The sequence below is a fragment of the Burkholderia sp. HAN2018 genome (genome assembly GCF_024704855.1).
Classification (GTDB): domain Bacteria; phylum Pseudomonadota; class Gammaproteobacteria; order Burkholderiales; family Burkholderiaceae; genus Burkholderia; species Burkholderia cepacia.
Map to the genome: position 1 here is coordinate 1 of NZ_QOBB01000121.1, position 21,345 is coordinate 21,345.

Below are 21,345 nucleotides of genomic sequence, written 5' to 3' on the forward strand. Positions count from 1 at the left end.
GGCTTCCGGCGGCGGCGCGGCGCGATGCGCCGTGCGGCGCACCGGGCCTGCCGCGCGGCGCATCCGCTTGCACAGGGCGCGCGAACGCGCTCCAATCGAATCACGCGGGCGGCGCTGCCGCCGCACCGATCAATCTGTCCCTGAAGAGGAAGTGATGCAATTCAACGACATTCTTGCCGCGCTCGATATCGATCTCGCCCAGTGGAAAGGCAATGCGCTGACCGCGCGTTCGCCGCTCGACGGCGCGACGCTCGCGACGCTGGCCGTCGACACGCCCGCCGACGCCGAGCGCAAGATCGACGCCGCGCACGACGCATTCCTCAAGTGGCGCACGGTGCCGGCGCCGGTGCGCGGCGAATTCGTGCGCGTGTTCGGCAACGTGCTCCGTGAGCACAAGGCCGAACTGGGCCGCCTCGTCACGCTCGAAGCCGGCAAGATCACGTCGGAAGGCCTCGGCGAAGTGCAGGAAATGATCGACATCTGCGATTTCGCGGTCGGCCTGTCGCGCCAGCTCTACGGCCTGACGATCGCATCCGAGCGCCCGGGCCACCGGATGATGGAAACGTGGCACCCGATCGGCGTGTGCGGCGTGATCTCGGCATTCAACTTCCCGGTCGCGGTGTGGGCCTGGAACGCGGCGCTCGCGTTCGTGTGCGGCGATTCGGTCGTGTGGAAGCCGTCCGAGAAGACGCCGCTCACCGCGATCGCGTGCCATGTGCTGCTCGAGAAGGCGCTCCGCGAGTTCGAGAAGACGCATCCGGGCGTTGCGCCGAAGGGCCTGAGCCAGCTGGTGCTGGGCATGCGCGATGTCGGCGAGGTGCTGACGGCGTCGAAGAAGGTGCCGGTCGTCAGCGCGACGGGCAGCGTGCGGATGGGCCAGGAAGTCGCGAAGGTGCTGAGCCAGCGTCTCGCGCGCGGCATCCTCGAACTCGGCGGCAACAACGGGATGATCGTCGCGCCGAGCGCGGACCTGGATCTCGTGGTGCGCGCGGTCACGTTCGCGGCGGTCGGCACGGCCGGCCAGCGCTGCACGACGCTGCGCCGCCTGATCGTGCATCGCAGCCTGGTCGAGCAACTGCTGCCGCGCATCGAGAAGGCCTACACGTCGGTGAAGGTCGGCAACCCGCTTGAAGAAGGCACGCTGGTCGGCCCGCTGGTCGATCGCGCATCGTTCGATGCGATGCAGAAGGCGCTGGGCGACGCACGCGAACAGGGCGGCGAGGTGAAGGGCGGCGAGCGCGTCGACGTCGGTCACGCGGATGCGTACTACGTGCGTCCGGCCATCGTGCGGATGCCGAAGCAATCGGCCGTGGTCGAGCGCGAGACGTTCGCACCGATCCTGTACGTGATGGTCTACGACAACTTCGACGACGCGATCGAACTGCACAACGCGGTGCCGCAAGGCCTGTCGTCGGCGATCTTCACGAACGACATGCGCGAGGCCGAGCAGTTCATGTCGGCAGCGGGCAGCGATTGCGGGATCGTCAACGTGAACATCGGCACGAGCGGCGCGGAGATCGGCGGCGCGTTCGGCGGCGAGAAGGAAACGGGCGGCGGCCGCGAGTCGGGTTCGGATGCGTGGAAGGCGTATATGCGCCGCGCGACGAATACGATCAACTACAGCCGGCAGCTGCCGCTGGCGCAGGGGGTGAAGTTCGACGTGTGAGGCGGGGCGCCCGAAATCGGGCGCCGTGCGTAAACGAGAAGGGCCGGTTACCGCGTTGCGGTACCGGCCCTTCGTTTCTTCCGATGCGGACGGTGGAGCGCGCGATGCGTCTCCATGCGTCGCTATGCGTTGCCTGCCTCTCCGATTGCCGGCATGTTCTGCACGACCAGCATCTGCGGGCTCGACAGCGTGATCCCCGCCGCGCGCAACTGCTTGAGGATCTCGAACAGCAGATCGCTCTTCGTCGAACTCGCGATCCGCGGGCTCGACACGTAGCCCGTCACGCTCAGCGTGATCCCGTCCGGCGTGAGCTGGCTGAACGTGACCGACGGCGCCGGCTTCTCGAGGATCGCCTGGTGCTCGCGGTACGCGTCGAGCAGCAGGTCGCGCACCTGCTCGGGATCGGTGTTCAGCGGGAACGTCAGCACCAGCGTCGCGACGCCCTGCGTGCTGTTGCCCATCGTCACGTTGCGCACGTTCTGCGAGATCAGCTGCGAGTTCGGCACGATCACGGTCGAGCGGTCGCTGAGCTGGATCTCGGTCGCGCGGACGTTGATGCGGCGGATGTCGCCTTCGACGCCCGCGATGCTGACCATGTCGCCGACCTTCACCGGGCGCTCGGTCAGCAGGATCAGCCCCGACACGAAGTTCTTCACGATCTCCTGCAGGCCGAAGCCGATACCCACCGACAACGCGCTGACGATCCACGCGAGGTTGTTCCACCGCACGCCGAGCAGCCCGAGCGTCATCAGCACCAGCAGTACGTAGCCGACGTTGGTGAACAGCGTGATCAGCGATACGCGCATCCCGGTATCCATGCCGAGCGCGGGCATGAACTCGCTGTCGAGCCAGCGTCGCAGCGAGCGCAACAGGTAGAAGCCGATCGCGAACCCGATTACCGCGTTCAGGATCCGGTCGGGCATGATGTTCAGGCTCTGCAGCCGCTGGCTGCCGATCATCGCGACCGCGCTGTCGAGGAGATCGCCCGGGGTCGTGCCGAAGCCGCCCGTCACCAGCGCGATGGCCGCGATCAGCATCAGCAGGCTCGTACCGAAGCCGGACAGCACCGTGCGCGCCTGGTCGAGGTGGCGATCCTCGAGCGCGAACAGGTGCTTGATCTGCTGCCCCGTCGACAGGCTCGACGAGAACAGGCTTTCGCTCGCGTCGCGCGTCAACTGGATCAGGATGTAGGTCGTGCACAGCACGATCTCGAACCACACGAGTTCGTACGTGATGAAGCGCGCGACCGTGACGTAACCGATCAGGAGTGCGATCAGCGATGCGACGATCGCCAGCGTGACGCAGGCATGGATCAACCCCGCGAGCGTCGAGCGCTGCTCGGGTGCCTCGCCCGCCGCCGCGAGCGCGGCGCGCGCGCGGTTGGCGCGCAACAACGACGCGCCGACCGTCAGCGTGACGACGAGCGACACGATGCCGCGACCGAACAGCGTGACCGACAGGCTGGTGTCGACGATCCGGTTGATCGATTCGAGCGTGCCGGACACGAGCAGCAGCGCGGCCAGGATGCCGGGGAACGGCTTCATTGCGAGCGCGACGGGATCGGCGAGCGCGGGGAGGCGCCACGACGGATGCTTCGTGCAGAGCAGTGCGCGGCCGAGCCCGGCGATCAGTGCGCAGGTCGCGGCGAGCTTCGCGAACTGGTCCCACAGATCGGTCAGCCCCGGCGTGAGGTCGTAACGGCGCGCGACGGCGAGGTAAAGGATCTGAACGGCAACGGCGGTGGCCAGCAGGGTCGACAGCGCGATGGACAGCGCCAGCGCGCTGCGGCGCAAGCGGGTGGCCGGCAGGCGGTTCACGCAGAACCAGGCGAGCCCGCGCTCGAGGAGCCGGCGGCCGCCGAGCCAGGCCGCGATCGCGGCAATCAGCAGCAGCGCGGTGATCGCCTTTTGTCCGGGCACCCACGACGAGCGCAGCATGTCGTGGATTTCTTCGTCGAAGTCTCCGAGCCGCTGGGTATCGTCCGGCGAAAGATGGAACAGCGGCAGCCAGAACTGCGCGCTGAAAATGCCGCCCGAACGGAACGCGAGCTGGTTCTTCAGCAGGCTGCGATGCAGCTTCGCGAACTGTTCGGCGAGGTTCGTGAGGTTGGTCTTCTGGTCGGCGGCCTGCTTCAGCGCCGCATCGAGCTGCGTCTTGCGCGCGTCGAGCGTGGCCCGTTGTTTCGCGACGGCTGCCGTTTCCGGCGCGGCGCCCTCGGCGGGCGGCGGCCCGAGCACGTCGAGCTGTGCCTGAATCTGCGCGCGTTGCGGCGTGAGATCGCTTTGCAGTTTCACGACGTCGGCACTCAGCTCCTGCGCCGAGTCGTCGAGCGCGTCCAGCTCCTTGCTGCTCGACGCGGTCGAAGTCTGCTGCTTGATGCGGTCGAGCTCGACCTGCATCTGCTTGAGCTGCGCGACGGCGTCGTTCAGCGAGATGGCCGGCACGGGCGCGCCGACGCCGCTTGCGCCCGGGGCGGAAGCGGCCTCCGGAAACGCCGACGCGGTTGCGATCGCAGCGAACTGCAGCAACGCGATCAGCGCGATTCGGCGAGCGTACGTGGATAGTCGTTGTATGGACATGGAATGCTTACGATTTGCCGACAAGGCCGGGCGCCGAAAGGTGCCCGGAAGCCGGTGGTTGGCCCGGTAGCATGTTACCGGGGTGTGGGGCGAACATTACCGAATCTGCATTTGTGGCGTCTCCGTGGCGGGCATGAGCGACGGACCGCGGAAAATCCCGTTCGCCTTGCTTTGCCGGGGGCTGTCGGTCGGGACGAGGGGTGTTTTCGGCGATCGGTCAGGGCAGGCGGCGGGACAGACGGTTACGAAATTTACATAAAGTCGGCGCAACGACGACCCCGATAAACGGGGCATGATCGCCGTGCGCGGCCCTGGGGCAGACCGGCGACCGGACATTTCCCGGCGCGTGGCCGTCGTACAATGCCGCGAGCCGCCGGCAGGTCGTCCGGGGTACGACACACGGAAGCCGTTGCCGGGCATCCGGACGCGAACAACGACAGGCATCCCGAGCGCGTGGCAGATCAAACACTTCCAGCAGGCACGGCGGACGAATGGGCTGCGCCGGGGCCGACCGATGCCGGTTCGGACGGCATCGTGCCGTTCGGTGCACGTGGCGCGCGGCGTATCGGCCGTGCGAACGTCGGCCGGCCCGCGCCGGCGGCCGGCACGATGCCGATCCCGGGCAAGCCCGTCGCCGATTTCCGCCAGGTCCGACATCGACGCGGAGACGATTGATGGCGGCTCACCCACGGAAGATCGAAAACGTTCTGCGGCTCGACGCTCACGCGCGGTCCGATCGTTTCATTCGCAAGATTGCCGACTCGGAGGTCGTCTGGGGCCTGTTCGATACGGGTTGGGCGACCGCAACCGCGCAGGGGCGCATCGCGATTCCATTCTGGCCCGAGCAGGACTTCGCGGCGATCTGCGCCGGGGACGAATGGGCGGGCTTTCATGCGCGGGCGATTCCGCTCGATGCGTTTCTGTCGCGCTGGTTGCCCGGGATGGAAAGGGATCAAAGGGTATGTACCGTTTTTCCGACGCCGGAAGACAGCGGGCTTCTTGTGTTGCCGCTCGATCTGCTGGCGTCGATCCGCTCGGAGTTGACGCAGTATGAGTAAATTCACGCGCGTTCGTTACCGGACACGAATCGGATCGGCAGGGTGGTGCAAGGGATATGCCATCCACATCAACCAATGCGAAGTCACTCGCCGGGCGTCCCTGTCGGCCGGTCCTTGGGATCGTTCTGCATGAACCGGAGCCGGTGGAACATGGCACCGAGGTTCGGGGACACTGACGGAGTGAGCGCGAGAGGCACATCCGAACCGGATGAGGAAGCATGACGAAAATCTGGACCACGGAAGCGGACTATCCGGCCAGCCGAATGGCCCGCTACGACGAGGCCGCGAGCGGGATCGGCCGTCTCGAACTGCAGGCGGCAACGCGCATCGCAACACCCGTGCCCCTGTCGTTCGAACTGCCGCGGAACGGGCGGGCGAGGATGCGGGGTTACGGCGTCATCTGGTCGGATATCCTGGTTCCGCTCGTCAACGAAGCGGTGCGTGTGGCGATCGAAGCCCGGGTGGACGACGACGATGTGCAGTTCATCCCGGCAATGATCGGGTCGGGCGCAGAGGCGATTGAAGGTGCGTACTTCCTGCTCAATCCGACGACGAAGGTCGACGTGGTCGATCGCGACGCGTCCGAGCCGATCGTGGTGAAAATCCCGGGGTTTCCCGACGCCACGGTCGGGTTCAGAAGGCTGGTCTTGCGTGCCGACTTTCCGGCCAACGGTATGGGCCGACAATACGACTCTGCGTCATACATCGTCGTCGGCGATCAACTGGCCGATGCGATATTGCGTGCCGCGAACAAGGGCGTCAGGTTCACCACCGGTATCCCGCCGGTCGGTTGATGCCGGAGCGGGCGGGAGTGTCGGGAAGGTTCCGTGTGAGCCACTGAACCGTGCGGGCCGTACTTCAGCCGATTGATGCGCTCACGCGCGCCTCGCTAAAATGCGCGAAGCCGCTCGCAGTTCCCCTCTGCCAGCGCCAAAATCGATCAAGAATCCGGAGACTTGCCACCATGGCATCCACCCAGCCCGACTCCCTCACCGCAGTCGGCGTCGCCCATACTGCGGCGATCGACCCCGGCTCCATCTCGGCCCGCCTCGACCGCCTGCCGCCCACGCGTACCGTCTGGAAGCTCGTCGTCCTGCTGAGCCTCGGCTTCTTCTTCGAGCTCTACGACCTGCTCTACAGCGGCTACGTTGCGCCCGGCCTCGTGAAAAGCGGCATCCTCTCCGCGACGACGCATGGCCTGTTCGGCACCACGGGCGTCGCGAGCTTCATCGCCGCGCTGTTCTCGGGCCTCTTCATCGGCACGATCGCATGCGGCTTCCTCGCCGACCGCTTCGGCCGCCGCGCGATCTTCACGTGGTCGCTGCTGTGGTACACGGCCGCCAACGTCGTGATGGCGTTCCAGGACACCGCGGCCGGGCTGAACTTCTGGCGCTTCGTCGTCGGTCTCGGCCTCGGCGTCGAAATGGTGACGATCGGCACGTATATATCCGAGCTCGTACCGAAGCAGATCCGCGGGCGCGCATTCGCGTGCGAGCAGGCGGTCGGGTTCGTCGCGGTGCCGGTGGTCGCGTTCCTCGCCTACCTGCTCGTGCCGCACGCACCGTTCGGCCTCGATGGCTGGCGCTGGGTCGTGCTGATCGGCGCGCACGGCGCGCTGTTCGTGTGGTGGATTCGCCGCGAACTGCCGGAAAGCCCGCGCTGGCTCGCGCAGCAGGGCCGGGTCGACGAAGCCGACCGCATCATGCGCGCGCTCGAGGCGAAGGTCGAAGCCGAATACGGACGGCCGCTGCCGCCGCCGGCGCCCGCCGAGCCCGTGCCGCCGCGCGGCAGCTTCCGCGACATGTGGGTGCAGCCGTATCGCAACCGCACGATCATGATGACGATCTTCAACGTGTTCCAGACGGTCGGCTTCTACGGCTTCGCGAACTGGGTGCCGACGCTGCTGATCAAGCAGGGCATCACGATCACGTCGAGCCTGATGTATTCGAGCGTGATCGCGCTCGCCGCACCGGTCGGCCCGCTGATCGGCCTCGTGATCGCCGACCGCTTCGAGCGCAAGTCGGTGATCGTCGCGATGGCGGCGGCGATCGTCGTCTGCGGGCTGCTGTTCAGCCAGACGACGGTCGGCGCATTCCTGATCGTGCTCGGCATCGGCCTCACGCTCGCCAGCAACATCATGTCGTACAGCTTCCACGCGTATCAGGCCGAGCTGTTCCCGACGTCGATCCGCGCACGGGCCGTCGGCTTCGTCTATTCGTGGAGCCGCTTCTCGGCGATCTTCTCGTCGTTCGTGATCGCGGCCGTGCTGAAGGGCTTCGGCACCTTCGGCGTGTTCGCGTTCATCGCGGGCGCGATGGTGATCGTGATGGCCGCGATCGGGTTCATGGGGCCGCGCACGAAGGGCATCGCGCTCGAAGCCATCTCGAAGTGACCGGCGATCGTGCACGCGTGTCGCACGCTTCGTGCTGCATGCGTGCCATGCGATGGCATCGCACTGCGCGGCCGGTGCGTACGGCTCGTCGGGAATGATCCGGTTTCCGAATCGATTCGGCGAAGCCCTCGCACCGCGGCGAAAAAGCAGCGCCCTTTGTCGGACTCGAATGTCCAACCAGCAAGATTGCCATGCATCGAAAGATGCAGGCGGCAACGAGTTGAAACAAAGCGTGACGAAGCGCAAATTCGCCGTGAAACCGCGACTTGCGTCGCTGAAGATTCCTGTTCGGACGCGTAGAATGAAGGGCCTGACGACTCATTAGCCGCCATCGGACCGTACGCGTTGCATCGGCGAACGGCTCCGCCGCGAAGAGGCGTCGGCGCCGGGCGCACACGATGCGCCGGACGTGTCGATGGCTCGCGCGGAAGATGCGCCGCCCGCAATTGCAGCATGCGGCGGCCGGATCGGCCGATGGCTTCGAACGTATGATGCTTTTCAGCCTGACGCGGCGCATGTCGAAGTCGCGTTGCCGCACCCGCACAGTCGCCGCGTATGTGTCGCTCGCTGTTGCCCTGATCGTTCCCGTGCTTGCCGGGCAGCCCGCGTTTGCCGCGTCCGACGCTTCGTCGTCCGTTGCTCCGTCATCCTCATCAGTTGCACCGCCCGCGTCGGCGGCGTCTCATGCGCATCGTGGCTCGCCTGCGCATGCGTCGTCGGGGGCATCGGCCGTACAGCCCGCGTCTGCAGCGTCGCACGAGCGTCATGCGGAGCCTGCCAGCGCGGTATCGGGTGCATCGACTGCTTCCGGCACTTCCGCTGCCGATGCCGCTTCTGCCGCTTCTGCCGCTTCCGCCACCGCCGCGAGCGAGGCCGAAGCACCCGCGCCGACACCGCCACGCCGTCATCCGCCGCTATCGGCCGAAGAGGCGAAAAATGCGACGGCGCGCGCGGTCGACATGCGCAAGCGCTTCACGCAGGAAGTCACGCGGCGCCTGAACGTGCCCGCAAGCGAGCAGCGCGCCTACGGCCAGCGGCTCCAGGAGGCGCTCGCCGATGCGGATCTCGGCGACCTCGCCGGCGAATACGTCGCGATGGTCGACCGCGCGCCGAACGTGCAGGCGCTCTTCATCTACTTCCGTGCAACGCCGGCCAACGCGTGGCTGATGATCGGCGCATCGCCGGTCGGCACCGGGCTGCCGGGCAAGTACGACCATTTCCTGACGCCGCTCGGCGTGTTCCATCACTCGCCCGACAACATGGATTTCCGCGCGGAAGGCACGACGAACGAGAACGGCATTCGCGGCTACGGCCGCCGCGACATGCGCATCTACGACTTCGGCTGGGTGGACGGCGAGCGCGGCTGGGGCAAGGGCGGCGTGTCGCCGATGCGCTTCCAGATGCATGCGACCGATCCCGACCGGCTCGAAGCGCTGCTCGGCATCCGGCACTCGAAGGGCTGCGTGCGGATTCCGGCGTCGCTGAACACGTTCTTCGATCGTCACGGCCTGCTCGACGACGATTATCAGGCGCGTGTCGAGGCCGGCAAATCGCTGTGGGTGCTGCGTCGCGACCGCGACATCACGCCGATCGCGGGCCGTTATCTGGTCGTGGTCGACAGCGCGCGCAAGACCCGCCCGGCCTGGTCGCCGATGCCGGGGCGCAAGGCGTGGTCGAAGGTGCCGAAGGGCGGCGACACGGCGGATTGACCGCCGGTTCGCGGGGCTGACGGCCGCGGGCGATGCCGGGATGAGAATAAATCCGTTTTATTGAGACATAAGAAAAGCAAACTTTTATTATCCGATCCGGGTTCGTATAGTCGAGGCCAGTTTCGCGGAACCCTGCCGCACCTGGACCACCACCGATCACACGACCCGCATGAAAACTCTCTACAAGCTCGCCCCGCTCGCGATGCTCGGCGCCTTCGCGACGCATGCCTGTGCGCAAAGCAGCATCACGCTGTACGGTCTCATCTCGGCCGGTGTCGGGTTCGCGACCAACCAGGGCGGCAAGAACGCCTGGCAGGCGCTGTCCGGCACGAACCAGAACCCGCGCTGGGGGCTGAAGGGCAAAGAGGATCTCGGGCAGGGGCTGTCCGCGATCTTCCAGCTGGAGAACGGCTTCAACGTGATGACGGGCACGGCCGCGCAGAACGGCCGCGAGTTCGGGCGGATGGCCTACGTCGGCCTTGCCGACCGCACCTACGGTTCGCTGACGTTCGGCCGCCAGTACGATGCGATCCACGACTACATCGGGCCGGTGATCATCGCGAGCAACGGCGTGAACATCGGCGACAACGACAACGGCTACAACGATATCCGCGTGCAGAATTCGGTGAAGTACGTGAGCCCGGTGTACCACGGCCTGAAATTCACCGCGCTGTACGGCTTCAGCAATGCGACGGGCTTCGCGAACAACAGCGCCTACAGCTTCGGGCTCGGTTACGAGCAGGGCCCGCTGCGCTGGAGCGCGGTCTACGCGCAGTACAACCACCCTTACAGCGCGACGAACCAGGACGGCGCGATCGCGAACGACTACGCGTCGCCGCTGCTGATCTTCAGCAAGAGCGCGATGACGCCCGCGGCTTACGCCAGCCGGCAGCGGATCGCGGGCACCGGCGGTTTCTACACGATCGGCCGCGCGCAGTTCGCCGCGATGTTTACCGACGTGCGCTACGATTACCTCGACAATTCGCACCTGCACCTGCAGAACCTCGGCGTGAACATCGTCTACACGATGACGCCGCAGCTCTTTCTCGGCGCCGCGTATGCGTTCACGAACGGCAAGTACGACGTGATCGACAAGCGGCCGAAATGGCACCAGGTGAACCTGCAGGCCGATTACTACCTGTCGAAACGCACCGACGTCGCGCTGACGGTGATCGCGCAGCAGGCGGCCGGCGACGCGGACCATGCGCAGATCTTCGCGTATGCGCGCTCGACCGGCACGCGCCAGATGATGGCGACGCTCGGCGTCCGGCACGTTTTCTGAGCGCCCGACCATGACTCATCCGATCGCATCCCGCCGCACCTTCCTGAAACTGTCCGCCGCGCTGGCCGGCACCGCGCTGCTGCCCGAAACGGGCGCGTTCGCCGCCGGCGGCGATGCCGCGCGCCGCACGGTGATCATCGATACCGACCCGGGGCAGGACGACGCCATCGCGATCCTGTTCGCGCTGGGCGCCCAGGACCGCCTCGACGTGCGCGCGCTGACCGCCGTCGCGGGCAACGTGCCGCTCGACCTGACCGAGCGCAATGCGCGGATCATCCGCGACTGGGCCGGCCGCACGAAGACGCTGCCGGTCTACGCGGGCTGCCCGCGGCCGCTCGTGCGCGAGCTCGTGACGGCCGCGAACGTGCACGGCAAGACGGGGCTCGAAGGCGTCGAGCTGCCCGTGCCGCGCGCGCCGCTTGCCGCCGGCCACGCGGTGTCGTATCTCGTCGATACGCTGAGCCGCGCGGCGCCGAACAGCGTGACGCTGTGCGCGCTCGGCCCGCTGACGAACGTCGCGACCGCGCTGGTCGAGGCGCCGCAGATTCGCGGTGCGCTGCGCGAGATCGTGCTGATGGGCGGCGCGTTTTTCGAGCGCGGCAACATCACGCCGGCCGCCGAGTTCAACATCTATGTCGATCCGCAGGCGGCCGAAGTCGTGTTCGGCAGCGGCGTGCCGATCGTCGTGCTGCCGCGCGATGTCGCGGTGAAGGCGCCGATCACGCCGGCGCGCGTCGCACCGTTCCGTGCGCTCGGCAACCGCTGCGGCGCGATCGTCGCGGACATCATGGATGCCGAACTCGCGTACAACAAGAAGCGGCGCGGCGCTGAAGACGCGCCGATGTACGACCCGACCGCGGTCGGCTACCTCGTCGATCCGACGCTGTTCGGCGGGCGCAAGGTGAACGTGATGGTCGAGACGACCGGGCAGTGGACGCTCGGCGAGACCGTCGTCGACTGGAACGGGCGCAGCGGCCGCGCGGCGAACGCGACGTGGATCAACGAGGTCGACGCGGACCGCTTCTATGCGACGCTCGTCGAGCATATCGCGAAGCTGCCCTGAGCGCGGGCGCTCGTGCGGCGAACGGCGAACCGCACTCGGTCGACGCCATCAGATGTGCTTCGCAATCCACTCGCGGCACGTACGGACATGCGGGCCGCGATCGTCGCCGGCGAGCGAGATCAGCGAGATCGCCCGCGTGACGCGCGGCTTGTCGACGCGCAACGCAACGAGTTCGGGATCGTGCAGATGCATCGTATAGAGGCTCGGCAGCACGGCGGTCGCGAGGCCGTTGCGCGCGAGCGCGTAGAGCGGCTCGGTGTATTCCATCCGGTACGTGACGTTCAGGCGCAGCTTCTCGGCGCCGCCGGTGCGATGCAGCGATTCGCTGACGCTGCCGCGCACGAACACCGCGAGCTCGCGATCGACGAGCTTCGCCCACGTGACGCTCTTCGCGCGGGCGAGCGGATCGTCGTGCCGCACGACGATCACGATCTCGTCCTCGAACAGCTGCCGGTAGCGCAGCGTGCCGTCGTCGCTGTCGGGTTCGCGTACGCCGATGCCGAGATCCGCGACGCTGTCGCGCACGGCCTCGACGAGTGCGCTGTTGGGCAGGTCGGTGAGCGTGAAGCGCAGCGTCGGGTGGGCGTCGCGCAGTGCGTTGAGCGCGGGCAGCAGGCGGCCGGCGACCGACGGGATGAACGCGATGCGCACGGTCTGGATGCGTTCGCCGATGAGCCGCGTCATGTCGTCGAAGGTGCCGCGCGCCTGGTTGAGCAGGCGTTCGGCGAGCGGCAGCACGGCTTCGCCAGCGGTGGTGAGCGTGAGCCGGTGCGCGGAACGCGCGAACAGGCGCCCGCCGAGCAGGAACTCGATCTGGCGGATCGACGCGGTGAGCGCGGGCTGCGTGAGCGACAGCGCCTGCGCGGCCTGCGTGAAGCTGCGTGCGTGGGCGAGCACGACGAAGTGCTGGACCTGCCGCAGCGTGAGCGCGGGCAGCAGCGACGAGCGGTCGGACGACATCGGGCAATAACGGTCGGGGATACGGTACGCGGCAGTATAAGACCGCGCTGCGTGCATCGACACAGGACAATATTCGGAATCACAGGAGAACCACCATGTCAGCGACTGACACGATGCCGGCGCGTGCGCCGGCCAACTGGCTCGAACGCCGCTTCGCGCTCGCCGCGCGCGGCACGAGCGTGCGCACCGAGACGATCGCGGGCGTCACGTCGTTTCTCGCGGCCGCGTACCTGCTCGTCGTGATCCCGTCGCTGCTCGCGACGGGCGGCATGGAGCGCGGCGCGGCGACGACCGCGACGATCGTCGTGTTCGTGCTGTTCACGACGCTGATGGGGCTCTACGCGAACCTGCCGTTCCTGGTCGGCCCCGGCATCGGCGGCTCCGTGATCATCGGCGTGACGCTCGCGACGACGGAGCATGTGGGCTGGCAGACGGGCCTCGGCATCGCGTGCGTGTCGGGCATCCTGTTCTTCCTGCTGACGATTCTCGGCGCGCGCGGCGTCGTGATGAAGCTGATACCGGTGCAGATCAAGCTCGGGCTCGGCGCGTCGATCGGGCTGTTCGTGACGATGCTCGGGCTGCGCAATGCGGGGATGGTCGTCGCGAACGCGAAGACCAACGCGTTCGCGCTCGGCGATTTCTCGCGGCCGGGTGCGCTCGTCGCACTGATCGGCCTGGCGGTCGCGATCGTGCTGCAGGCGCGCAAGGTGCCCGGCGCGATCCTGATCGCGATCCTCGTCGCGGCAGCGGCGGGCGTGCCGCTCGGCGTCACGCATCTGCCCGCGTCGTTCGTGTCGCTGCCGCACAGCATCGCGCCGATCGCGTTCAAGCTCGACATCGGCAGCGCGTTGAGCCTCGCGGCCGCGCCGTACCTGTTCGCATTCTTCGCGGCGGAATTCTTCTCGACGCTCGGCACCGCGCTCGCGGTCGGCGCGAAGGCGAACCTGCTCGACGAACAGGGCAACCTGCCGAACATCAACCGGCCGTTCCTCGTCGATTCGCTCGCGGCGACGATCGGGCCCGTGTTCGGCATTCCCGCGCTGACCGCGCTGATCGAATCGGCGGCAGGCGTCGAGGCCGGCGGCCGCAGCGGGCTGTCGTCGCTGGCCGCGGCCGTGCTGTTCGCCGCGATGCTGCTGTTCGTGCCGGTCGCGCTCGCGATCCCGAAAGAGGCGACCGCGCCGGCGCTGATCCTGATCGGGCTGTCGATGTTCGCAACGATCCGCCATACGCATTTCGACGACTTCACCGATGCGCTGCCCGTGATGTCGATGGTGCTGCTCACGCTGATGTCGAACAGCTTCGGCACCGGCATCGCGGGCGGGCTGCTGTGCTACGTGCTCGTCAAGCTGCTGGCCGGCCGCCGGCGCGACGTGTCGTGGGGGCTCGTCGTGCTCGCGCTGCCGCTCGGCTATTACTTCTGGACCGTCGTGAAGCCGCACTGAGAGACGGCTTTCGCGACGTATCGGCACTACCCAAAACGAGACTGCAATGAAGGCAACACCAGGTAACGTCCCGGCCGCGCGCACGGGCATCGAGATCACGCCGGCCCATCGGGCCTTCTTCCACGCGCTGCCGAAGGTCGAGCTGCATTGCCACCTGCTCGGCGCGGTGCGGCACGACACGTTCGTCGCGCTCGCGGAACGCAGCGGCGCGCCGATCGAGCGCGCGGAGATCGACGCGTTCTATGCGCGCGGCGAGAAGCCGGTCGGCGTGCTGCACGTGCTGCGCGCGCTCGACAAGTATCTGCTCACGCGGCCCGATGACCTGCGGCGCATCGCTTACGAGTATCTGGAGGATGCGGCCGCGCACAACGTGCGGCATGCGGAATACTTCTGGAACCCGACGGGCACGGTGCGGGTGTCGGGGATCGCGTATGCGGACGCGCAGGCCGCGATCGTGACGGCGATCCGCGACGCCGCGCGCGACTTCGGAATCGGCGCGCGCCTGATCCCGAGCATCGACCGCGAGCAGGATCCGGACGAGGCCGTGGCGATCGTCGAATGGATGAAGGCGCATCGCGCGGACGAAGTGGCGGGGCTCGGGATCGACTATCGCGAGAACGACCGGCCGCCGGAGCTGTTCTGGAAGGCTTACCGCAATGCGCGCGCGGCCGGTTTCCGCACGACCGCGCATGCGGGCGAGTTCGGGATGCCGTGGCGCAACGTCGAGACGACCGTGGATCTGCTGCAGGTCGATCGCGTCGATCACGGCTATACGATCGTCGACAACCCCGAGCTGTGCGCGCGCTACGCGGAACGCGGGATCGTCTTCACCGTCGTGCCGACGAATTCGTACTACCTGCGCACGCTGCCGCCGGAGCAATGGGCGGAACGGCATCCGATGCGCAAGATGCCGGGCCTCGGGCTGAAGATCCATCCGAACACCGATGATCCGACGCTGCACAAGGTCAACCCGTCGGAGGCGTGGGAGCTGATGTTCAGCCACTTCGGCTTTACGGTCGCCGATCTCAAGCAATTCATGCTGAACGGGATCGACGGCGCGTGGGTCGACGACGCGACAAAGGCCGCGTGGCGCGCGGCGTGGGTGCCGGAGTTCGACACGCTGGCCGCGACGCTCGCGACCGGTTGAGCGCATTGCCTGCCACATCGGCCGGCCGGTACTTCGTTCAGGTGGAAATGCAGCCTTGCGGGCTGGCGCACGTCGGTCGCGTTCGCTATATTGGCGTCCGGCGGCACCCGGTCGTGCCGCTGCCGCCGTGCGCGCCCGCGCCGGCATTCCGACAACAATTCGAATCCTGAGAGGCCCGCCGTGCGTATTCCTGTTTTCTGTCTGATGTTGTTCGTCTCGATGTCCGCGCGAGCCGGCAGTGCCTGCGACGGGCTGCTCGGCGATTACGCGCCGGCCGCCGGCAAGCCGGCGACGCTGCGCGTCGAGAAAGTGGGCGGCAAGATCGTGCTGCGCGGGCGCGACGCCGGCCAATGGAGTGTCGAAACGGCACCGACGCAAGAGGCCGAGCTGGAAACCGACGGCCCTGACAAGGCGCCGCCGGGCGCCTGTGTGCTCGAGGTGCCGGGCGGCGAGCTGATCAAGATGCCGATCGGCTCGCCGTATCAGGTCACGTCGATCACGGGCAACAGCTTCACCACGAAGCATTCGACCACGGGCGTCCTGCTGCGCACGGTGCAGGGCTTCCAGGTCGACGGCACCGAGCTGTATCGGGTCGCGCGCCGCGGCGATTCGCCGCCGGCCGCGGCACGCTGACGGCGTGCGAGCCGACGTACCGCGATACACGACGACACGACGAGGGCGACCCTTCCGATGGGCAATCGATCATGGCTTTATCTTCAGGCCGGTGACGGCGACGACGCGCGAACGATCGAGTTCGCGGAATCCAACAATCACTTTCCGCTGCTGTGGCGCGTGCTGCTGGCCGACGGCGGCGCGGGCGACGCGATAACGGATCAGCGCGTGTTCGGCGACGCCGGCACGCCGAACCTCGCCAGCGATGCACGCGCGGCGCATGCGCGACTCAGCCGGCTCGCGTCGTTCGTCGTCGCGTATCCGCTGCCCGGCGACGATCCGGCGCTCGCGCGCCAGTTCGATGCGCTCGTGCGTCACCTCGGCGAGTCGATCGATGCGTTCGGCGATGCGCATGGCGCACCGCGGCTGTCCGCGAATCTCGACGAACTGTCATGGCTCGACGGCGGCGATCCGGACGAATACATCCGCGAGGAGCGCGACAACTGCACGCGCCTGTGGTGGCGGGTCGCGAACTGCATGGATTTCCGCGACGTGCGCGGCGTGCGCGACGTGCTCGAGATCGATACACCCGCCGACTGGCGCGACTGGGCGTGGGGCTTCGGGTTCGGCGGCGTGTCGCATCACTATTTCCAGCGACAGGAGCCGCCGCGCGGCGTGGCGTTTGCCGAGATGTTCGACGCCGGCGAAGTGCACGGCAACTGGCTCGGCTACGGCACGTTCAGCTTTCGCGCGCGCAACGGCCTGTGGGGCGTGCGGCGGGAAGTCGACGACGCGTGGCGCGTGATCGTGCCGCCCGCGTGGACGAACCTGTGGACGAGCGGCGCGCGCGATCGCCGGTTGCTGTGGGCCGCGCGCGACGGGAAGGTCGGCCTGCTGTTTGCCGATGGTGATGGCGACGGTGGTGGCGACGAGATGCGGATCGTGCGCGAACCGGCGTTCGACGCCGTGTGGGATTTCAGCGGCGACGTCGCGTGCGTGCGCGTCGGCGAGCGGTTCGGGCTCGTGGGCACGGACGGCACGTGGGTGCTCGAACCGTCGCTCGACGATTTCGGCGAATTCACCGGCGGGGTTGCGTCCGCGAGCCTGGACGGCCGCTGGGGCTTCGTCGACACGCACGGTGCGTGGGTGATTCCGCCGCGCTTCGACGATGCACACGAATTCGTGAACGGCGCCGTCGCGGCGGTATCCGAAGGCGAGCAGTGGGGGCTGATCGGGCGCGATGGGCAATGGCGCGCGCCGCCCGAGTGGGCCGCGCTCGAATGGTCGTCCGAATGCGGCGCCTTCCTCGCGTGGCGCAACGGCCATGTCGGCCTGGTCGATGCGAAAGGCCGGGTCGTCGTCGAGCCGCATTACGCGGAAATCGCCACGCTGACCGACGACGAACGGACGGACATGCTGTCCGAGCTTGGCGCGATCCGCCATATCGTGCGGCGCGACGACGGGCGTTGCGCGATCGTGGACGGGCAGGGCCACGTGCTGACGCCGTTCGATTTCGTCAACATGGGGGCGCTGCCGTGGTTGCCCGATGACGAAGCCGTGCCGGGCGAACTGTTCACGCGTTACGCGATCGGCGTGCTGCCGGGCGAGCCGGCGAAGTTTGCGATCTGCGATCTCGAGACGGGCGCGACGGTCGTGCAGGGGCGCTACGACGACATGGCCGGCCTGTTCTGGGGCGCCGATCACGGCTGGCTGGCCTGCGTGCAGGACGAGAGCGGTGACGACGTGCGGGCGACGGTGTTTCGCGCGGACGGCACCGTGCTGCATCCGGCGCGTTACACGCGGATCGGCGACGATGCGCTGTTCGACGACGATCCCGACGCCGCCGCCGGGCACACGACGTTGATGCCGTGGTACGTCCGTCGTGCCGAGGTCGCGCAGAACTGGAGCATGGGCGAACCGGTCGCCGCGTTGCGCGACGACGGCGTACCGGTATGGCTGTACGCGGACGGGCACGCGACGACGACGCGGCGGTAGCCGGGCCGCTGTCGTCCATGCCGGCGTGGCGTGCCGGCGCGACGATCAGCGGAAGAACCTCAGCCAGTCGAACAGGCCGGGGTGCGGACGCCGTTTCGGCGCCGGCGCCGGTGCGCTGCGCGGCCGGAAGTCGGGCGAGAACTGCGCACGCGGATCGATCGCGCGCGTACGCAGTGCCGCATCGTAGAACGCCCCGACGATCGGCAACGCGCTGTGCGCGCCCGCGCCCCAGTAGTCGCTGCGCAGCGTCACGTTGCCGTCGTCGAAGCCGACCCACGCACCGGCCACCAGTTGCGGATGCATCAGGATGAACCAGCCGTCCGTGTTGTCCTGCGTCGTGCCGGTCTTGCCCGCGACGTCGACGCGGATCCCGTAGCGCGAACGGATGTCCTCGCCGGTCCCGTAATCGACGACGCCGCGCATCACGTCGACCAGCGTCTGCGCGGCGGCCACCGGCAACGCGCGTTCGGGCGGTGCGCTGTTGAATGCGGCGAGCACCTTGCCGTCGCGATCCTCGATGCGCGTGATCATCTGCGGCGCGACGTATACGCCGCGATTCGCGATCGTCCCGTAGGCGGACACCATTTCCTTCAGCGTGACGGGGCTCGTGCCGAGCGCGAGCGACGGCACCGCGTCGAGCGGGCTTTCGCGCACGCCCATCGCGCGCGCGAGCTGCGCGACCCTGGCCGCGCCTTCGCGCTGCATCACCTGCGCGGTGATGCGGTTGCGCGACAGCGCGAGCGCGTCGCGCAGCGTCATCGGCGCGTCGGTCGGCGGCTCGGCATCGGTCGGACGCCACACCGCGTGCGTGCCGATCGGGATCGCGACGGGGCGATCGACGAACGTGTCGCCCGGCCGCATGCCGTCCGCGAACGCGGCGCCATAGACGAACGGCTTGAACGTCGAACCCGGCTGGCGCCGCGCCTGCACCACGTGATCGAACGGCTCGCTGCCGAAGTCGGGGCTGCCGACCCATGCGCGAATCGCGCCGTTGCGCGGGTCGATCGCGACGAAGCCGGCCTGCACCTGCGTCTTGCGTTCGCACAACGCATGCATGAACGCGCGATTCGCGCCGAGCTGCTTCAGCGCGGCGACATCGGCGAGCCCAGCGGCGCGCGCGTCGCGATAGTCGGGCGTCTGCCGGATGAAGCCGCGGAACAGGTCGTTGCGCAGCCCGCAGCCGGACGGGCCGCGCCATGCGCTGTCGGCGACTGCCTGCAGGCGATCGGTTTGCTGCGTCAGCGCTTGCGTCGCCATGTCCTGCAGTTGCGCATCGAGCGTCGTGCGCACGACGAGGCCGTCCGAGTAGAGGTCGTAGTTGTTGCGGTCGGCCCAGGCGATCAGCCACTTGCGCAGTTGCACCGCGAAGTGCGGCGCCGGGCCAGGCTGAGCGGTCTGCGGCTCGAAATCGACGCGCAGCGGCCGGCGCTGCAATTGCGCGAGCTGCCGCGGCGACAGCATGCCCATCGCCGCCATCCGCGCGAGCACGATGTTGCGGCGCTGGACCGCGCGTTCCGGATTCAGCACCGGGTTGTAGTAGCTGTTGCCCTTCAGCATCCCGACGAGCGTCGCGCTTTCGACGATGTCGAGCTGGTCGGCCGATTTGCCGAAGTAGGTACGCGCGGCCATCTCGACGCCGTACGCGTTGTACAGGAACGGCACGGTGTTCAGGTAGGTCTCGAGAATCTCGTCCTTGCTGTACACCGTCTCGATCTTGAACGCGGTGATCAGCTCCTTCACCTTGCGCGTGAGCGTCGGTGCGCGGCCGACTTCGTCCGGGTACAGGTTGCGCGCGAGTTGCTGCGTGATCGTCGAGCCGCCCTGGCGGCTGCCCGAGAACGTATGCAGCCCGGCCGCGAGCGTGCGGCGCCAGTCGATGCCGTGATGCGCGTAGAAGCGGTGGTCCTCGGTCGCGATCAGCGCGTTGACCACGTGCGGCGAGATCTGCTTGAGCGGCACCCATTCACGATTGACGGGCCGGAATTCGGCGATGACCTGGCCGTCGGCCGACAGCACGCGCGCGGGGCGGTCGATGCGGGCCTTGCGGATGTCGCCGATGCTCGGCGTGAACGGCACGAACGCGAGCAGCACCAGCAGGCCGACCAGCGGGATCGCGGCGAGCGTCAGCGCGACGCCGCGGCGCGTCGGATGGCGCAGGCGATGCCATGCGCCGGCGCACAGCGCACGGATGCGCGCGCGGCTGGCGGCGGCCAGCGGTGCGACGCGGGCGCGGCAACGGAGCCACGCGTCTCGAAGAAGCGGCACGAAGCGGTTCAAGGCGGCAGGAGCGCGGATGGAGGAGGCGCGATCCTAGCAAACGACCCACGTGCGACGCCCGCTAAAACGGCCGTTTGCTTGCAGGATTTACAGACGATTACGTTTGTTGCCCGTCGACAACCTTTTGCGGCACCCGCCGCCGCGATTCCGCTGACGATACGACGTCCGCGAGCCGCTGCGCGGCCGCTTCCATCTGCGCGCGGCCGAACCCGCCGAAGCCCAGCACGAGCCCCGGGCGGGCCGTGCCCGGCGCGAACATCGGCGACACCGCGCGCACCGCCACGCCGGCTTGCGCGGCGCGCTCGACCACGTCGAGATCGTCGATGCCGTCCGCGAGCCACAGCACGACGTGCATCCCCTGATCGCCCGGCTGCACCCACGCGCGTTCGCGCGGCAGCCGCGCACCGAGCGTGTCGATCAGCAGCGCGCGCTGCTCCGCATACACGCCGCGCACGCGGCGGATGTGACGGTCGAGATGGCCTTCCGCGATGAACGCGGCCAGCACGTGCTGGTCGGCGGTCGGCACATGGCGATCCATCAGTGCGCGCGCGCCGCAGAACGCGGGCACGAGATCGTCGGGGGCGATCACGTAGCCGAGCCGCAGCGACGGAAACAGGATCTTGCTGAACGTGCCGAGGTAGATCACGCGATCGGGGTCGAGACCCTGCAGCGACGGGAACGGATAACCTTCGTAGCGCAGCTCGCTGTCGTAGTCGTCCTCGACCACCCACGCGTGGCGTGCACGCGCCCACGCGAGCAGCGCATTGCGCCGCGCCATGCTGAGCGGCATGCCGAGCGGATACTGGTGCGACGGCGTGACGAACGCGGTGCGCGCATCGGGCGCGAGGCGGATGCCGGCGTCGACGTCGAGGCCGTCGGCGTCGACCGGCACGCGCACCATCGCGTCGTGTCGCCCGGTGCTCTCGAGCAGCGCGGTGATGCCGCGATAGGCCGGGTTCTCGACCCAGGCCCGGTCGCCCGCGCCGAGCAGCAGCTGGCTCGCGAGGTGCAGCCCCTGCTGCGTGCCGCTCGTGATCACGACCTGGCCGGCCTCGCAGCGCACCGAGCGCGAACGGCGCACGTAGTCGGCGATCGCTTCGCGCAGCGGCAGCGCGCCTTGCGGATCGGCATAGCCGGACGGCGCGCCGGCGCCGCGCGCG

16 protein-coding genes are annotated in these 21,345 nt (G+C 68.1%); 12 read left to right on the plus strand and 4 right to left on the minus strand.

What is annotated here, in order from left to right; genetic code table 11:
- Positions 1–154 precede the first annotated feature (154 nt).
- Positions 155–1,666 (plus strand): aldehyde dehydrogenase family protein, encoded by a 1,512-nt coding sequence (locus tag DPV74_RS25660; RefSeq protein ID WP_027790541.1) that lies wholly within the window; start codon positions 155–157, stop codon positions 1,664–1,666.
- Between the two features lie 122 nt (positions 1,667–1,788).
- On the opposite strand, the gene DPV74_RS25665 is transcribed toward DPV74_RS25660, so the two are convergent.
- Positions 1,789–4,245 (minus strand): DUF3772 domain-containing protein, encoded by a 2,457-nt coding sequence (locus tag DPV74_RS25665; protein ID WP_027790542.1) that lies wholly within the window; start codon positions 4,243–4,245, stop codon positions 1,789–1,791.
- 453 nt (positions 4,246–4,698) lie between these two features.
- Between DPV74_RS25665 and DPV74_RS25670 the strand changes: the two genes are divergently transcribed.
- The 7 genes from DPV74_RS25670 to DPV74_RS25700 all read left to right on the plus strand — a co-directional run bounded on the left by DPV74_RS25670 (position 4,699) and on the right by DPV74_RS25700 (position 11,749).
- Positions 4,699–4,920, plus strand: a complete 222-nt coding sequence (locus tag DPV74_RS25670) for a hypothetical protein (RefSeq protein WP_119338205.1) — start codon at positions 4,699–4,701, stop codon at positions 4,918–4,920.
- Positions 4,920–5,303, plus strand: a complete 384-nt coding sequence (locus DPV74_RS25675) for a DUF2750 domain-containing protein (RefSeq protein WP_119338206.1) — start codon at positions 4,920–4,922, stop codon at positions 5,301–5,303. The genes DPV74_RS25670 and DPV74_RS25675 overlap by 1 nt, the downstream gene beginning before the upstream one ends.
- A 218-nt stretch (positions 5,304–5,521) precedes the next feature.
- The gene (locus DPV74_RS25680) at positions 5,522–6,097 is read left to right on the plus strand and encodes a hypothetical protein (protein WP_119338207.1); all 576 of its coding nucleotides are present in this window, start codon (positions 5,522–5,524) and stop codon (positions 6,095–6,097) included.
- 170 nt (positions 6,098–6,267) lie between these two features.
- Positions 6,268–7,695, plus strand: coding sequence for an MFS transporter (locus DPV74_RS25685; RefSeq protein ID WP_060359875.1), 1,428 nt, complete (start codon positions 6,268–6,270; stop codon positions 7,693–7,695).
- 398 nt (positions 7,696–8,093) lie between these two features.
- Positions 8,094–9,404 (plus strand): hypothetical protein, encoded by a 1,311-nt coding sequence (locus DPV74_RS25690; RefSeq protein ID WP_119338208.1) that lies wholly within the window; start codon positions 8,094–8,096, stop codon positions 9,402–9,404.
- Positions 9,405–9,573: 169 nt separating this feature from the next.
- A complete protein-coding gene (locus tag DPV74_RS25695; protein ID WP_059697066.1) occupies positions 9,574–10,686 on the plus strand; it encodes a porin in 1,113 nt (370 codons plus the stop codon).
- 10 nt (positions 10,687–10,696) lie between these two features.
- Positions 10,697–11,749: a nucleoside hydrolase gene (locus DPV74_RS25700; protein ID WP_119338209.1), complete on the plus strand. Its 1,053-nt coding sequence runs from the start codon at positions 10,697–10,699 to the stop codon at positions 11,747–11,749.
- Between the two features lie 48 nt (positions 11,750–11,797).
- On the opposite strand, the gene DPV74_RS25705 is transcribed toward DPV74_RS25700, so the two are convergent.
- Positions 11,798–12,709, minus strand: a complete 912-nt coding sequence (locus DPV74_RS25705; RefSeq protein WP_027790547.1) for a LysR family transcriptional regulator — start codon at positions 12,707–12,709, stop codon at positions 11,798–11,800.
- Between the two features lie 95 nt (positions 12,710–12,804).
- On the opposite strand from DPV74_RS25705, the gene DPV74_RS25710 reads away from it, so the two are divergent.
- From DPV74_RS25710 to DPV74_RS25725, 4 genes are all read left to right on the plus strand, one after another.
- Positions 12,805–14,154, plus strand: coding sequence for an NCS2 family permease (locus DPV74_RS25710; RefSeq protein WP_021161168.1), 1,350 nt, complete (start codon positions 12,805–12,807; stop codon positions 14,152–14,154).
- Positions 14,155–14,200: 46 nt separating this feature from the next.
- Entirely contained in the window at positions 14,201–15,301 is a 1,101-nt protein-coding gene (add, locus tag DPV74_RS25715; RefSeq protein WP_119338210.1) for an adenosine deaminase, read from the plus strand.
- A 180-nt stretch (positions 15,302–15,481) separates the two neighbouring features.
- Positions 15,482–15,934, plus strand: coding sequence for a hypothetical protein (locus tag DPV74_RS25720; protein WP_226129438.1), 453 nt, complete (start codon positions 15,482–15,484; stop codon positions 15,932–15,934).
- Between the two features lie 57 nt (positions 15,935–15,991).
- Positions 15,992–17,908 (plus strand): WG repeat-containing protein, encoded by a 1,917-nt coding sequence (locus tag DPV74_RS25725; protein ID WP_119338211.1) that lies wholly within the window; start codon positions 15,992–15,994, stop codon positions 17,906–17,908.
- Between the two features lie 45 nt (positions 17,909–17,953).
- Here DPV74_RS25725 and DPV74_RS25730 read toward each other — a convergent pair whose 3' ends face one another.
- A complete protein-coding gene (locus DPV74_RS25730) occupies positions 17,954–20,185 on the minus strand; it encodes a penicillin-binding protein 1A (protein ID WP_119338212.1) in 2,232 nt (743 codons plus the stop codon).
- 97 nt (positions 20,186–20,282) lie between these two features.
- Positions 20,283–21,345 (minus strand): PLP-dependent aminotransferase family protein (locus tag DPV74_RS25735; RefSeq protein WP_162923138.1); only part of this gene is annotated, 1,063 nt, incomplete at its 5' end.

What these genes read in the sequence shown, in the direction of transcription:
- DPV74_RS25660 (WP_027790541.1), top strand. Translation starts at nt 155, where the DNA reads ATGCAATTCAACGACATTCTTGCCGCGCTCGATATCGATCTCGCCCAG.
- DPV74_RS25665 (WP_027790542.1), bottom strand. Translation starts at nt 4,245, where the DNA reads ATGTCCATACAACGACTATCCACGTACGCTCGCCGAATCGCGCTGATC.
- DPV74_RS25675 (WP_119338206.1), top strand. Translation starts at nt 4,920, where the DNA reads ATGGCGGCTCACCCACGGAAGATCGAAAACGTTCTGCGGCTCGACGCT.
- DPV74_RS25680 (WP_119338207.1), top strand. Translation starts at nt 5,522, where the DNA reads ATGACGAAAATCTGGACCACGGAAGCGGACTATCCGGCCAGCCGAATG.
- DPV74_RS25685 (WP_060359875.1), top strand. Translation starts at nt 6,268, where the DNA reads ATGGCATCCACCCAGCCCGACTCCCTCACCGCAGTCGGCGTCGCCCAT.
- DPV74_RS25690 (WP_119338208.1), top strand. Translation starts at nt 8,094, where the DNA reads ATGCGCCGGACGTGTCGATGGCTCGCGCGGAAGATGCGCCGCCCGCAA.
- DPV74_RS25695 (WP_059697066.1), top strand. Translation starts at nt 9,574, where the DNA reads ATGAAAACTCTCTACAAGCTCGCCCCGCTCGCGATGCTCGGCGCCTTC.
- DPV74_RS25700 (WP_119338209.1), top strand. Translation starts at nt 10,697, where the DNA reads ATGACTCATCCGATCGCATCCCGCCGCACCTTCCTGAAACTGTCCGCC.
- DPV74_RS25705 (WP_027790547.1), bottom strand. Translation starts at nt 12,709, where the DNA reads ATGTCGTCCGACCGCTCGTCGCTGCTGCCCGCGCTCACGCTGCGGCAG.
- DPV74_RS25710 (WP_021161168.1), top strand. Translation starts at nt 12,805, where the DNA reads ATGTCAGCGACTGACACGATGCCGGCGCGTGCGCCGGCCAACTGGCTC.
- add (WP_119338210.1), top strand. Translation starts at nt 14,201, where the DNA reads ATGAAGGCAACACCAGGTAACGTCCCGGCCGCGCGCACGGGCATCGAG.
- DPV74_RS25725 (WP_119338211.1), top strand. Translation starts at nt 15,992, where the DNA reads ATGGGCAATCGATCATGGCTTTATCTTCAGGCCGGTGACGGCGACGAC.